Annotated in this window: 12 protein-coding genes and 1 pseudogene; 9 read left to right on the plus strand and 4 right to left on the minus strand. The window is 66.4% G+C overall.

The genetic code is table 11. From position 1 onward, the window contains the following. The 3 genes and pseudogenes from QE494_RS01120 to QE494_RS01130 all read right to left on the minus strand — a co-directional run. Positions 1 to 282: pseudogene (locus QE494_RS01120) on the minus strand (carboxymuconolactone decarboxylase family protein); the annotation flags it as partial. 55 nt (positions 283 to 337) lie between these two features. Next, complete coding sequence (locus QE494_RS01125) at positions 338 to 1,318, minus strand: LysR family transcriptional regulator (protein ID WP_300040631.1); 981 nt, start codon at positions 1,316 to 1,318, stop codon at positions 338 to 340. A 178-nt stretch (positions 1,319 to 1,496) separates the two neighbouring features. Next, entirely contained in the window at positions 1,497 to 2,267 is a 771-nt protein-coding gene (locus QE494_RS01130; RefSeq protein ID WP_300040633.1) for an IclR family transcriptional regulator, read from the minus strand. 102 nt (positions 2,268 to 2,369) lie between these two features. On the opposite strand from QE494_RS01130, the gene QE494_RS01135 reads away from it, so the two are divergent. The 9 genes from QE494_RS01135 (at position 2,370) to QE494_RS01175 (ending at position 11,758) form a co-directional block, all read left to right on the plus strand. Then, positions 2,370 to 4,535: an acetate--CoA ligase family protein gene (locus tag QE494_RS01135; RefSeq protein WP_300040635.1), complete on the plus strand. Its 2,166-nt coding sequence runs from the start codon at positions 2,370 to 2,372 to the stop codon at positions 4,533 to 4,535. Then, positions 4,532 to 5,251, plus strand: coding sequence for an enoyl-CoA hydratase/isomerase family protein (locus tag QE494_RS01140; protein WP_300040637.1), 720 nt, complete (start codon positions 4,532 to 4,534; stop codon positions 5,249 to 5,251). Before QE494_RS01135 ends, QE494_RS01140 begins: the two co-directional genes overlap by 4 nt. 2 nt (positions 5,252 to 5,253) lie before the next feature. Then, positions 5,254 to 6,396: an acyl-CoA dehydrogenase family protein gene (locus QE494_RS01145; RefSeq protein WP_300040639.1), complete on the plus strand. Its 1,143-nt coding sequence runs from the start codon at positions 5,254 to 5,256 to the stop codon at positions 6,394 to 6,396. Next, the gene (locus tag QE494_RS01150) at positions 6,393 to 7,565 is read left to right on the plus strand and encodes a thiolase family protein (RefSeq protein ID WP_300040641.1); all 1,173 of its coding nucleotides are present in this window, start codon (positions 6,393 to 6,395) and stop codon (positions 7,563 to 7,565) included. The genes QE494_RS01145 and QE494_RS01150 overlap by 4 nt, the downstream gene beginning before the upstream one ends. 2 nt (positions 7,566 to 7,567) lie before the next feature. Beyond that, complete coding sequence (locus tag QE494_RS01155) at positions 7,568 to 7,969, plus strand: Zn-ribbon domain-containing OB-fold protein (protein ID WP_300040643.1); 402 nt, start codon at positions 7,568 to 7,570, stop codon at positions 7,967 to 7,969. Further along, positions 7,969 to 8,748, plus strand: a complete 780-nt coding sequence (locus tag QE494_RS01160; RefSeq protein ID WP_300040645.1) for an enoyl-CoA hydratase/isomerase family protein — start codon at positions 7,969 to 7,971, stop codon at positions 8,746 to 8,748. Before QE494_RS01155 ends, QE494_RS01160 begins: the two co-directional genes overlap by 1 nt. Positions 8,749 to 8,788: 40 nt before the next feature. Beyond that, entirely contained in the window at positions 8,789 to 9,793 is a 1,005-nt protein-coding gene (locus QE494_RS01165; RefSeq protein WP_300040647.1) for a tripartite tricarboxylate transporter substrate binding protein, read from the plus strand. A 50-nt stretch (positions 9,794 to 9,843) separates the two neighbouring features. Then, positions 9,844 to 10,674, plus strand: a complete 831-nt coding sequence (locus tag QE494_RS01170) for an aspartate/glutamate racemase family protein (protein WP_300040649.1) — start codon at positions 9,844 to 9,846, stop codon at positions 10,672 to 10,674. 67 nt (positions 10,675 to 10,741) lie between these two features. Then, positions 10,742 to 11,758, plus strand: coding sequence for a tripartite tricarboxylate transporter substrate binding protein (locus QE494_RS01175; protein WP_300040651.1), 1,017 nt, complete (start codon positions 10,742 to 10,744; stop codon positions 11,756 to 11,758). Between the two features lie 100 nt (positions 11,759 to 11,858). On the opposite strand, the gene QE494_RS01180 is transcribed toward QE494_RS01175, so the two are convergent. Continuing rightward, on the minus strand, positions 11,859 to 12,387 hold a 529-nt coding region (locus QE494_RS01180), incomplete at its 5' end, for a tripartite tricarboxylate transporter substrate binding protein (protein ID WP_300040653.1).

The raw sequence follows: 12,387 nt of genomic DNA on the forward strand, positions 1-12,387 counted from the left end.
CCCGACCTTCTCCGCCTCGAGGCGGTGGGCGTACCACTCGAAGGGCGAGTTGCAGGCCCGGCCGGTGATGAGAATGGCAATCTCGGATTGGCGCGGTGTGAGGCTGGTGCGATAGCGCAGCAAGGCGCCGAGCGCCGACCACTTGTCGGCCAACTCGGCGTTGTGCAGGGCGGCGCGCAGCGGGCCCTGAATCTTGCCCCGGGGGCCGTTGACGATGCGGTCGTAGACCGCGCGCTGGTCCGCCGACATGTTCGGCGGCTCGGGTAGGCTGATACGTGGCATGCCCCAAGCTTACACAGAGCCAGTGCCGGGCCCTTCGCAGGGGCCAGCAAGGCTGCTATGCCGCAGCGGGCAATCCCCCTGGGTGCCACATGCCCCGGCGCGCGCCCTCGTCGACCAGGGCCTGAATCTCGGCAGCCACCGCAGACACCGCCTTGCCCGGCCCCTTGGCACGGGCCAACTCCATCGACACGATGCGCTGCAGGGTCGGTGAGACCAGACGGGAGGCCTGCAGCCGGCCGTCGCGGACCTCTTGCCAGACGGTGTGAATGGGCAGCACCGTGTAGAGATTGGCCTCGGCCACCATCGCCCGCATCACCGGCAAGGAGTCGGCCTCCAGCAGCGGCTGCAGCCCGATCTTTTCTTGGCGGGAAAGCGAATCGAGCGCGGTGCGCAAGCCGTTGGGCGCGCCGGGCAGCACCAGGGGCAGGCCGTCGAGTGCGGCAAACGGCACCTCGGGGGCGCGGGTCAGGCGGTCACCGGGGGCGCCGATCAGGTAGCTGTCCACCGTGGCCAGGGGCTGCTCCTGGTTAGACATGCCCTTGCCGTAGCGATAAAGAATTGCGATGTCGACCCGGGCGTCGGCCATCCACTCCTCCACCTGGCCGCTCGAGCCTTCGAGCAGCCGCAACTGGATCTCGGGGTACTTGCTGCGCAGGCGCAGGTACAACTGGGCGACGATCGCATTGGTGATCGAGGGCAAAGAGCCCAGCACCACCTGGCCAGCCGGCTCGCGCGCCTCACCGCGAATTTCCTGCTCCAGGCCCTCCGCACTCCCGAGCAAGGCCTTGACCTGCGGGAGGATGCGCAAGCCCACGTCCGAGAGGGTGACGCCGCGGCCGGTGCGGGTGAACAGGCGCGCCTTGCAATCGCGCTCCAGCGCATTGAGCTGGCGGCTCAGGAGCGACTGGTTGCTATTCAGGTAAAGCGCCGCACGGGTCAGGCTGCCGAGCTCGGCGATGGCCAGGAAGGCCCGCCACTTGTGCAGTTCGGCGGTCAGTTCGAGGCGGATCTGGGTCGGCTTGGGCGAGGTACTCACAAGGGCGATTGTGCCGTGGCGGTCGCACGCGCCACCATCGTGCGAACCCGCAGGCGCCGCCCGAAATTGACCGACCGCTCACGAGCGCTCAAGAGCGCCCTCGAGAGCCAAAATGGCGCCACAAGTAGCTACGTGGCGATACAAGGTGATATGGGGCAACGGACGGCGCTAGACGGCGCTACACAGCACCATCGGACATCCAGCCACCGATCTTCTCGGCCAGCCCCTTCATGGCCTTCGCAATCGGGCCCCGCAGCAAGGCAGGCGTGACCGACGAGCTCGCGCCGCCGCAATTGAGCACCATGATCCGTCCGTCGGTCGCCGACACCACCGGCACGCCCATCGCGTTGACCTCGGGATGGAAGTGCCGCAGGTTCAGGACATAGGCTTGGCGCTTGTACGACTGCAGGCACTGCGCCAGATAGGCCTGGTGGGCGCGCCATTCGGAGGGGCGCTTGCGCTGGAGATCGGCCTGCAGGCGCTCGCGCGCGGGCGCTGACAGGGCGCACCAATAGGCGGCGCCCAGGGCCGAGCTTTCGATCGGCAACACCGATCCCACTGCGAGGTTGAGGCTCAAGAGCGTGTGGGCCTGGGCGCGCTGGATGATCATCATGTCCAGGCCATGCGGTTCGGCCAGCGAAACCGCCACCTCGTAGGTGCGGGCCAATGACGCCATGCCCTCCAGTGCCATGTCGGCCAGGCGGGTGCGCACGCCAGAACTCTGGATGGCCCAGACCCCCGGGCCGATCCGCAAGCGCTCCGGGTCCTGTCCGGGCACCAGGTAGCCCAGTTTGGTCAAGGTGTAGCAAAGCCGCCAGACGGTGGACTGCGCCATGCCGGTCAGGCGGGCGATCTCCGAGGTGCCCAGTTCACTGCGTTCAGCGGAAAAGCACCGCAAGACGGCCATGCCGCGCGCCAGGGCGGTGACGAACTGGCGGTCTTCTTTCATCGGAGCGGGCCCTGCATGTGGAAAACCCTGTCCGGCAAATCACCGGTGCGGGATACGATTCACTCTACAAATACATTATTTGCACTGCAAATTATAACGACGATGCACGCCACTGAAGGAACCCCCGCCACCGCCTCGGAGTTTCCCGACCTCGCGGGATTTTTTGCCCCGCGGCGGGTGGCACTTCTGGGCGCCACCGACGACTTGTCCAAGTTTGGCGGTCGCTGCATGAAGCAGCTGATCGACTTCGGCTTTCCGGGCGAGATCTACCCGATCAACCCCAAGCGTCCGCAAGTCATGGGCGTGGCCTGCCACCCCAGCCTGGCCGACACGCCCCACACCCCCGACCACGTGGGCATCGTGCTGCCAGCCCATGCCGTCGCCGGCGCGGTCGACGACTGCATTGCCCGAGGGGTCCGCTTTGCCACGGTGTTTTCTGCCGGCTTCGGCGAGCAAGGCACTCCCGAGGCCCTGCAGGCGCAAAACGCGCTGGTCGAACGGGCCAGGGCGGGCGGGCTGCGGCTCATGGGCCCCAACTGCAATGGCCTGGTGAACTTCGTCGACCAATTCGCGCTGACCTCCACCGCCAGCATCAACGGGCCGCGCGCCCCGGCGGGCGACATCGGCATCGTGGGTCAGTCTGGCGGCGCGGGCCAGGTCAATGTGATGTGGCGCGCGATCGAGATGGGCCTGGGCATCAGCTACCAGGTCAGTTGCGGCAACGCCGCCGACCTCGACCTCATGGACTATGCGTCTTTCATGCTCGAGTCGGAATCCACCCGGGTGGTCCTGATGCTGGCCGAGCGCCTGGCCGATGGCCCCAAGCTGCGGGCGCTGTCGCACCGGGCGGCGCAACTGCGCAAGCCCCTGGTGATGGTCAAGGCCGGTCGCACCGAGATGGGCGCCAAGGCAGCCGCCTCGCACACCGGGGCGGTCACCGGCGCCGACGCGGTGTTCGACAAAGTCCTCGAGCAACTGGGCATCCTGCGGGTGGACGACTACCCCGACCTGTACCAGTGCGCCATGCTCCTGCGGCGCCAGCGCTGGACGCGCAGCGCCCAGGTCTCCGCCACCTCCATCTCCGGCGGCAATCTGGTGCTGCTGGCCGACATGGGCGCGGGGCAAGGCCTGCAATGGCCGGAGTTCAGCGACACCACGCAAGCCCAACTCCAGAGCCAGTTGCCTGGCTTCGGAACGGCCACCAACCCGGCCGACCTCACCGCAGCGGCGATTGGCCAAAAAGGCGCATTCGCCCAAGCGGCCAAGACCATCCTGGAAGACCCCGCCATCGACCTGATGATGCCGGTCCTCACCATTGCCAGCGCCGACGAGGTTCGTTCGGTGGCGCAGTTGTCCGAGCAAAGCGACAAGGCGGTCGCCATCATCTGGACTGGTCGTGCCAGCGACGACGCCACGATCACCCCGCGCAGCCTTGTGCAGCAAGGGCATGCGGTTTATCGCGACGCCGGCCCCTGCGTGCGGGCGGTGTCAGCTCTCCAGCGTTTCAGCGCCTTTTTGCACACCTATGCCGAGCGCGTCCCCCAGCGACCGGCAGGCCTGGACCGGGCGCGGGCACTGTCCCTCCTGCCCGAACAGCCTGGCCTTCTGAGCGAGTGGCAGGCCAAGCAGGTTCTGGACTGCTACGGCCTGCGCGCGACTCGGGAGCACCTGGCCACCGACATCGCCCAGGCACAAGATTACGCGCGCCAGATCGGCGCGCCGGTGGCCATGAAGATTCAGTCGCCCGACATCCCGCATAAGACTGAGGCCAAGGCCCTGAAGCTGCGGGTACAAGGCGATGCGCTTGTGGCACAGGCGTATACCGAGGTGATGGCCAACGCCCGGGCCTACAAACCAGACGCGAAGATCGAAGGCGTGCTGGTGCAGGAGATGGTCGAGGACGCCCAGGAGATGCTCATTGGCATGAGTCACGACCCGACCTGGGGCCCGATCATCACCGTGGGACTGGGTGGTGTATGGGTGGAAGTGCTCAAGGACGTGACCTTCTTGCTGGCGCCCTCGCACCCCGACCACATTCGCGCGGCGCTCGCCGGCCTGCGTGGCTTCGGCATGCTGCAGGAGGTGCGCGGCCGGCCGGCGCGGGACCTCGATGCACTGGTCGATTTCATCCAACGCTTTTCCTGGCTGGCCGCCGATCTGGGGCCACGCATCGAGGAGCTCGACGTGAACCCGCTCGCGGTCCGCGCGAAAGGACAGGGCGTGGCCATGGTCGACGCACTGATGCTGCTGGGAGCCCCGAAGGCATGAACCCCTCTCCCTTGCTGCCGGAGGACCGCGAGGGCGTGCGCTGGCTGCAACTGCACCGCCCCCAGTCTGCCCATGCACTGGACGAGGCGCTGCACCTGGCCTTGCAGGCGCAGCTGAAAATCGCCAGCGAAGACCCGCAGGTGCAGTGCGTGGTGCTGTCCTCCACCGGCGCGAAAGCGTTTTGTGCTGGGGCCGATCTGAAGGAGTTTTCCGAAATGCCCCCACAGGCGGCCGCCCTGCGCCGCCGCCACCTGCTCTTGTCGACCCTGCTGGCCCTGATGGACTTTCCAAAGCCTCTGATCGCTCAAGTGGGCGGCGCGGCGGTGGGTGCCGGCGCCATGCTGGCCCTGGCCTGCGACGACATCCTGGCCGCGTCGAACGCGCGGTTTCACTTCCCCGAGATCAGCCTGGGCATGGCTTCTCCCATGGGCTGCCTGATGGTGGAGTGGCGTGCCGGTGCCCGCGTGGCGCAGACCCTGGTGCAAGGCGGCCAGGCCTGCGGCGCCGAACTGGCGCATAGCCAGGGTTGGGTGAAGGCAGTCAACCCGGGCGAGCGGCTTGCCGAGGCGACTTTCGGTCTGGCCCACACACAAGCCGCCAGTGCCGGCTATGCCACCAACAAGGTCTGGCTTCACGCGCCCTGGCGCGAACGACTCATTGCCGCCGCCGAAGCTGCCACCCGGGCTGACGTCGCCAAATATCAAAACGGAACCTGACCATGCAGCTGGAAATCACCCCCGAACTCGCGCAACTGCGGCCCGTGCTGCGCCGCTTCACCGACGAAGTGCTGGAGCCGATTGCGCTGGAAATTGACCGCACCGGCGCGGTGCCGGCGCAGACCGTGCCCCTGCTGCGCCAACAGGGCTACCTGGGCATGCGCTTGCCGCAGGCCTTTGGCGGCGGCGGGCTGGACCTCTCCACTTATTGCCTCGCGCTCGAGGAGTTCAGCCGCTCGCACCGCATCTTCACCCTCATTCTCGACGGCAGCAGTGGCCTGAACCCGCTGGCCATCGCCACCTTCGGCAGCGAGGCGCAGCAACAAAAATATGTGGGCGCCCTGGCCAGAGGCGAAATGACCGCCTCTTTCGCCTTGACCGAGCCCGAAGCTGGCTCGGACTCGCAGGCCATGCGCACCCGCGCAGTCAAGTGCGAGGGCGGCTGGCGCCTCAACGGCCGCAAGCACTGGATCAGCGGCGCCCATGCCGCCGATGTGGTGCTGGTCATGGCGGTCAATGACCCGCAGCTACGGGCCCGGGGTGGCATCACCGCCTTCCTGGTGGACAAGGGCACCCCGGGCTTTCTCGTGACCCGGGTCGACACCACCATTGGCTCGGAGGCGATCAAGCTGGCCGAATTGACTTTTGAGGATTGCTTCGTTCCCGATTCGGCGGTGCTGGGCGAGGTGGGCCAGGGCTTCAAGATCGCGATGCACTCCCTCACCCACGGGCGACTGGGGGTGGCCACCTCCTGCCTGGGTGCGGCGGACAGGCTGCTGGAGATGTCGACTGAGCACGCCCGCAACCGCAACACCTTCGGCAAGCCCCTGGCCGAGCGCCAGGCGATCCAGTGGATGCTGGCGGACTCAGCCACCGAGTTGGCAACGACTCGCGCTTTCGTCTACGAAACCCTGCGCCGGGTGGATGCCGGCGAAGACGTCGGATCGGCCGCCAGCATGTGCAAGCTTGCCGCTTCCGAAATGGTCGGCCGGGTGGCCGACCGGGCGGTCCAGATCCATGGCGGCATGGGCCTGGTGCGGCAGTTTCCGGTCGAGCGCTTTTACCGCGACGTACGCCACTACCGCGTGGGCGAAGGCGCGTCCGAAATTCATCGCATGCTGATCGCGCGCGACCTGCTGGGATGAGCGCAGTGGACCTGCAAGACGCAGTCATCGTCGGCGTCGGAGAAAGCCGGCTGGGCCAGCACCCGGGCTGGAATGCCCTGGCGCTGCAACGCGAAGCCGCGCTTGCGGCGCTGGCCGACGCCGGCCTGGCGCTTGGCGATGTCGACGGCCTGCTCACCTCTCCGCTGCGGGTCGCCACCTGGGCCATGCCCTGCGCGGTGGTCGCCGAAGGACTGGGCCTGAAACCTCGCTACATGGCCACCCTCGACGTCGCAGGCGCCACCGGCACCTCGATGCTGCACCATGCCGCGATGGCGATTGCCAGCGGCCAGTGCGACACGGTGCTGTGCGTCAACGGCCAGAACCTGCTGTCGCACAGCGCCCGCGCCGGCGCGGTACAGAAAATGGCCGATGCCGGCTGGGCGCACCCGGACTATGAAGGTCCCTACGGCCCCCTGCTCCCCAGTCTGTACGCCATGCTGGCCCAGCGGCATATGCACGAGTTCGGCACGACGCCCGAGCAGATGGCCCAGGTGGCGGTGCAGATGCGCGCCAACGCAGCGCTGAACCCGCTGGCGCAGAAGAAAGAGCCGCTCACCGTGAGCGACGTACTGGCCTCGCGCATGATCACTAGCCCCTTTCACATGCTCGATTGCTCGGTGGTGAGCGACGGTGCGGCCGCCTATGTGGTGACGCGCAAAGACCGCGCGCGTGACCTGCGCCAACCGCCGGTGAAGCTGCTCGGGCAAGGCTACGGCTACTCGCACACCTACATCGGCGACAGCCCGGACATCGTGCGAACCGGCGCCGCCCAGTCGGGCGCGGACGCGTTTGCGATGGCGGGCCTCACACCGCAAGACGTGGACGTCGCCCAGCTCTATGACTGCTTCACCATCACCGTGATCGTCGAGCTCGAAGACCTGGGCTTTTGCCCCAAGGGCGAAGGCGGCCGCTTTGTGCAAGACGGCCACATCAGCCTGCAAGGCAGCCTGCCGGTTACCACCCATGGCGGTCTGCTCAGTGCGGTGCACCCTGGCACCGCCGGCGGCATGTTCCATGTGATCGAAGGCGTGCGCCAATTGCGCGGCCAGTGCGGCCCCCGCCAGGTAGACGGCGCCGAGGTGGTGTTGGTGCATGGCAATGGCGGCATCATCGGCCTGCATTGCACCGCCTTGCTCGGGAGGGCTTGACCATGGCTGACCCCACACCCTTGGACTTGACGCAACCTTGGTGGGAGCAGCACCAGGGCCGGGGCTTCGTGCTTCCCCGCTGTGACAGTTGCCAGAGCTTTCACTTCTACCCCCAAGCCGCCTGTCCGCATTGCGACCACGCCATTTGCCAGGCTGCGCCCGCCAGCGGCTGCGGCGAGGTCTATACCTTCAGCATCGTGCATCGGGCACCCAGCCCGGCATTCGCAGCCGATGTACCGTATGCAGTGGTCGTGGTCAAAACCGACGAAGGCCCCCACCTGATGGCCCGGCTGCTGCAAGTGGACATGGCCCGCATCCATATCGGCCAGCGTGTGAAGGTGGCCTGGGGCCTGTTGCCGTCGCATCCGCATGGGCCGGTGTTCATTCCAGAGGAGACTGCGTGATGAGTGACGATGTGGTGATGCAGGTCGAGGGCGGCGTGGCATGGGTCACGCTCAATCGGCCCGATTCCATGAACGCCATCAACAACGGCGTGCGGGAAGCCATCCCTCGCCTGCTAGACCAGGCCCAAGCCGACGATGCGGTGCGGGTAGTGGTCGTCCAGGGCGCGGGCCCCAAAGCCTTCTGCACCGGCGCCGACATTCGGGAGTTCAACCCGGTGGCCTCGCTCACACTCGATCGCCAGCGCCGGGTGCATGCCAACTGGATCAACGCCTTTGAACGCCTTCGCAAGCCGGTCATCGCCTCCATCCACGGCTACTGCCTGGGCGGTGGCCTCGAGATCGCGCTGTGCTGCGACATCCGCATCGCCGCCGACAACGCGGTGTTTGGCTTTCCTGAGACGGGCCTGGGCTTTCTACCGGGCGCCGGTGGCACGCAGCGCGCCAGCCGGGTCCTGGGCCTGGGCCTGGCGCTCGATCTGGTGCTGTCGGGCGAGCGCATGGACGCGGCGCAGGCGCAGCGCATCGGCCTCATCTCGCGTCTGTGCGAGGCCAGCGCCCTGCAGGAGCAAACCGCCGCCCTCGCCGCCAAGATGGCAGCCAAGCCTCCGCTGGCGATGCAACTGGCCAAGGAAGCGGTGCGCCAGGGCCACGACATGAACCTGGCCAATGGCATTCGCCTGGAGGCCGACCTGCAAACGCACCTGCTCAACACGCAAGATCGCCTCGAGGCGGCCGCCGCCTTCCGTGAGAAGCGGCCACCCAAGTTCACTGGTCAATGATTTTTCTCGTCTCTATCCACCGCAAGCACAGGAGGTTTCCATGACATCGTTTCTTGGTTCCCACATTCGCCGCAGCCGGCTGCTCGGCTCAGGCGCCCTGCTCCTCATGTCGCTGTGTCTGCCCGCTTCGTTGTGGGCGCAGGCCAGCTACCCGAGCCGCAACATCACGGTGATCAACCCCTGGCCCCCCGGCGGGCCGGCGGACATCGTGGCCCGGCCCATCTTTGCCAAACTGGCCGAGCGACTGGGCCAGCCCGTGGTGATCGAGAACAAGGCCGGTGCCAACGGCGTCATCGGGTCGACCCAGGTCGCCCGCGCGCAGCCCGACGGCCACACTCTGCTGTTCTCGCACGTGGGGCCGATCGCCATCAGCCCCTCGATGGAAAAGGACTTCCCCTACAACTCGGTGCGGGACTTCGAGCCCATCACCCAGATCGTCTCCGCGCCCACCGTCTTGCTGGTGCGCGCCGACATGCCGGTCAAAACCTTTCAGGAGCTGATCGCCTACGCCAAGCAGCGCCCCGGCAAATTGAGCTACGGCTCGGTCGGCCCGGGCAGCACCACCCATCTGGCCGGCGAAATGCTGCAAAGCGCGGCGGGCATCAGCATCCTGCATGTGCCCTACAAGGGCGCAGCGCCGGTGCTGACCGACCTCATTGGCGGTCAGATCGACATGGCCTTCATCAATATCTCGGGCGCCATTCCCAACATCGAGTCGGGCAAGCTGCGCGGCCTGGCGGTGAGCACCCTGCGCCGCTCGAGCCTGTTACCCCAACTGCCCGCGATTGCCGAGGTGTACCCGGGCTATGAGGTCAACTCCTGGTACGGTCTGATGGCTCCCGCAGGCACACCCAAGGCCATCGTGAACCGCCTCCAGTCGGAGGTGGCGCAAATTCTCAAGCTGCCGGAAGTCATGCAGGTGCTGCGCACCGGCGGGCTTGACGCCGAGGGCACCACACCCGAGGTTTACGCCGCCAAGATCAAGAGCGACCTAGCGCGCTGGAACGCGGTGCTCAAAGCCACCGGCTTGGCGGTCAACCCCTGAGCCGCGGAGTCCCTGCGCCCCTGACCCATTCATCCACCACGGAAGTCACCATGCGAATTTGGCATCAGAGTTTTACCGTCCTGGGCGACCTTCCGGCGTATCGGGAGGCCTTGCGGGAGCGCATTCACAAGGTGGTGAGGCCCGGAACCGAGGTGGTGCTGCATGGGCAGATTCCCGGCACCTATCCGAGCGACTACCCGGGCACCGATATCAAGTACTCCACCCTGTACTGGCTCCACGGCCTGCAGTGGATCAGCGCGGCGCGCGAGGCCGAGCGCCAGGGCTTCGAGGCCATGGTGCTGGCCAGCATCCCCAGCCCGATGATCCGTGACATACGCACGCTGGTGAACATTCCGGTGGTCGGCTATGGCGAGACCGCCTTCCACCTCTCGGGTCTGTACGGGCGCCGGGTCGGCATGCTGTTTTTCAACACCGAGCGCCTCGACTTCTGGCCGGAGCAGGTGCGCCAGTGGGGGGTGTCCGAACGCTTCGCGGGCATCTCTGAGGCCGGCGTGAGCTTCAATCAGGTGGCGCAGGCCCTGAGCGACCCGAGCAAGGCGCAACCCGTGATCGACACCATCATCGCGCACGGCGAAAAAATGGTGCGCGAAAAAGGCGTGGACGTCATCGTTCCCGGCGAGATGCCCATGAACCTGCTTCTGGCCAACGCGGGCGTGCACCACATCGGCGGCGCCACCGTGATCGACGGCATCGCCACCTGCTTCAAGATGGCCGAAACCCTGCATGACCTCAAGCAGATCAGCGGCATGACACCCAGCCAAGTGGGATTTTTCCATGCCAAGCCCGACGCGCAGCGGGTGGAAGATGTGCTCAAGTTCTACGGCCTGGAAAATCTGGGTCGACGCATCCAGGAAGACTGAATTCAAAACTCCGACTTTCTACTTTCGACTTCCGTTTCCACACACATTTCACGACCAGGAGACCTTCATGCATCAGACCCGCACCCAGGGGCCCAGCAGCCCCACCCTCCGACGCAACTGGCTCGGCGCACTCGGGGCACTGGCCTTGGCCTGCTCGCTCCCATTGAGCAGCTGGGCGCAGACCGCCCAGAGCTACCCCAACAAGCCCATTCGCCTGGTGGTCCCCTTTGCGCCTGGCGGGGCGGCAGACATTCTCGGCCGCCTGATCGCCGACCGTCTGCAAAAAGACCTGGGCCAAGCGGTCATCATCGTCAACAGGGATGGCGGCGGAACCATCATCGGGGCGGACTTCGTCGCCAAATCACCCGCCGACGGCTACACCCTGCTTCTGGGCAATGACGCGGCCACCATCAACAGCGGCAGCGGCCGCAAGCTCCCCTATGACCTGATCAAGGACTTCGCGCCTCTGTCCCTGGTGTATGCAGGGCCCCAGGTGATTCTGGTCAACAAGAACAGCCCCTTCAACAGCCTCTCCGACCTGGTGAAGGCGGGCAAGGCACAGGGCGAGAAACTGCGCTATGGCTCCTCGGGAATCGGCAGCAGCACGCACCTGAGCACCGCCAACTTTGGCGAGGCGGCGGGCATCAAGCCCACCCATGTGCCTTACCGCGGCATCGCCCCGGCGATCAATGACCTGCAAGGCGGCCATGTGGACTTCCTGGTGGCAGGCAGTTCTTCTGCCCTGCCCCTGATCCGCGGCGGCAACGCCAAGCCCCTGGCCATTTTGAGCAAGACCCGCTCCTCCTTGATGCCTCAGGTGCCGACGGCCATTGAGCAGGGAGTGAACGCCGAGTCCGCGGGCTGGTACGGCGTTCTTGCGCCGGCTGGAACGCCGGACGACATCGTCCAGAAACTGAGCAACACCCTCACCGCAGCGGTTGCCAACCCGGAGTTTCGCGAGAAGCTTCTGGCCCTGGCGGGCGACCCGCAAGGCCTGAACGCAGCCCAGTTCGGGCAGTTCATCCGGTCTGAGGTGCAGCGATTCGGCAACCTCATTCGGACCCACGACATCCAACTGCAGTAAGGCCGCGAGATCAGCCGCCGCTCAGTGCCGGTGAGAGCCAGCCGAAGCGGCAACGCCGGTCAGCGCCTGGCGCCGCTGGCCGGCGGACTCCCGGCCCGGCTTATTCGACCGTGATCTTGCCGGCCCGAATCACCGGCCCCCAGCGGCGGTTTTCGCCCTGGATGAAGTTGACAAAATCGGCACCCCCGAGCGGCGAAGGCGTCATGCCGAGTTCGCTCAGGCGAGTTTGCATGTCAGGCGCGCTGACGATAGCCTGAACTTCCGTCTGCAGGCGCTGGGCGATGTCGGCGGGCATGCGTGCCGGCCCGGAAATACCGAACCAGGCACCGCCGATCACGCCGGGCACCACCTCGGGCAGGGCCGGCACATCCGGGAAGTTTTTCATCCGCGACTCACCGCTCACCGACAAGAGCCGCATCTTTCCGTTCCTCACATGGCCTGTTGCGGTCACCAGGCTCTCGAACATGCCGTCCAGCTGCCCGCCCAGAAGGTCGTTGATGGCAGGCGCAGAACCCTTGTAGGGGACGTGAACCATATCGATGCCTGCCGCTTGCTTGAGCAATTCGCCGGTCAGATAGCCCGCGCTGCCCAGCCCGGCCGACGAATAGTTCATGCGGCCAGGTCGGGCC

Source organism: Ramlibacter sp. (genome assembly GCF_029866045.1).
Taxonomy (GTDB): Bacteria; Pseudomonadota; Gammaproteobacteria; order Burkholderiales; family Burkholderiaceae_C; genus Ramlibacter.

What these genes read in the sequence shown, in the direction of transcription:
- QE494_RS01130 (WP_300040633.1), bottom strand. Translation starts at nt 2,267, where the DNA reads ATGAAAGAAGACCGCCAGTTCGTCACCGCCCTGGCGCGCGGCATGGCC.
- QE494_RS01135 (WP_300040635.1), top strand. Translation starts at nt 2,370, where the DNA reads ATGCACGCCACTGAAGGAACCCCCGCCACCGCCTCGGAGTTTCCCGAC.
- QE494_RS01140 (WP_300040637.1), top strand. Translation starts at nt 4,532, where the DNA reads ATGAACCCCTCTCCCTTGCTGCCGGAGGACCGCGAGGGCGTGCGCTGG.
- QE494_RS01145 (WP_300040639.1), top strand. Translation starts at nt 5,254, where the DNA reads ATGCAGCTGGAAATCACCCCCGAACTCGCGCAACTGCGGCCCGTGCTG.
- QE494_RS01150 (WP_300040641.1), top strand. Translation starts at nt 6,393, where the DNA reads ATGAGCGCAGTGGACCTGCAAGACGCAGTCATCGTCGGCGTCGGAGAA.
- QE494_RS01155 (WP_300040643.1), top strand. Translation starts at nt 7,568, where the DNA reads ATGGCTGACCCCACACCCTTGGACTTGACGCAACCTTGGTGGGAGCAG.
- QE494_RS01160 (WP_300040645.1), top strand. Translation starts at nt 7,969, where the DNA reads ATGAGTGACGATGTGGTGATGCAGGTCGAGGGCGGCGTGGCATGGGTC.
- QE494_RS01165 (WP_300040647.1), top strand. Translation starts at nt 8,789, where the DNA reads ATGACATCGTTTCTTGGTTCCCACATTCGCCGCAGCCGGCTGCTCGGC.
- QE494_RS01170 (WP_300040649.1), top strand. Translation starts at nt 9,844, where the DNA reads ATGCGAATTTGGCATCAGAGTTTTACCGTCCTGGGCGACCTTCCGGCG.
- QE494_RS01175 (WP_300040651.1), top strand. Translation starts at nt 10,742, where the DNA reads ATGCATCAGACCCGCACCCAGGGGCCCAGCAGCCCCACCCTCCGACGC.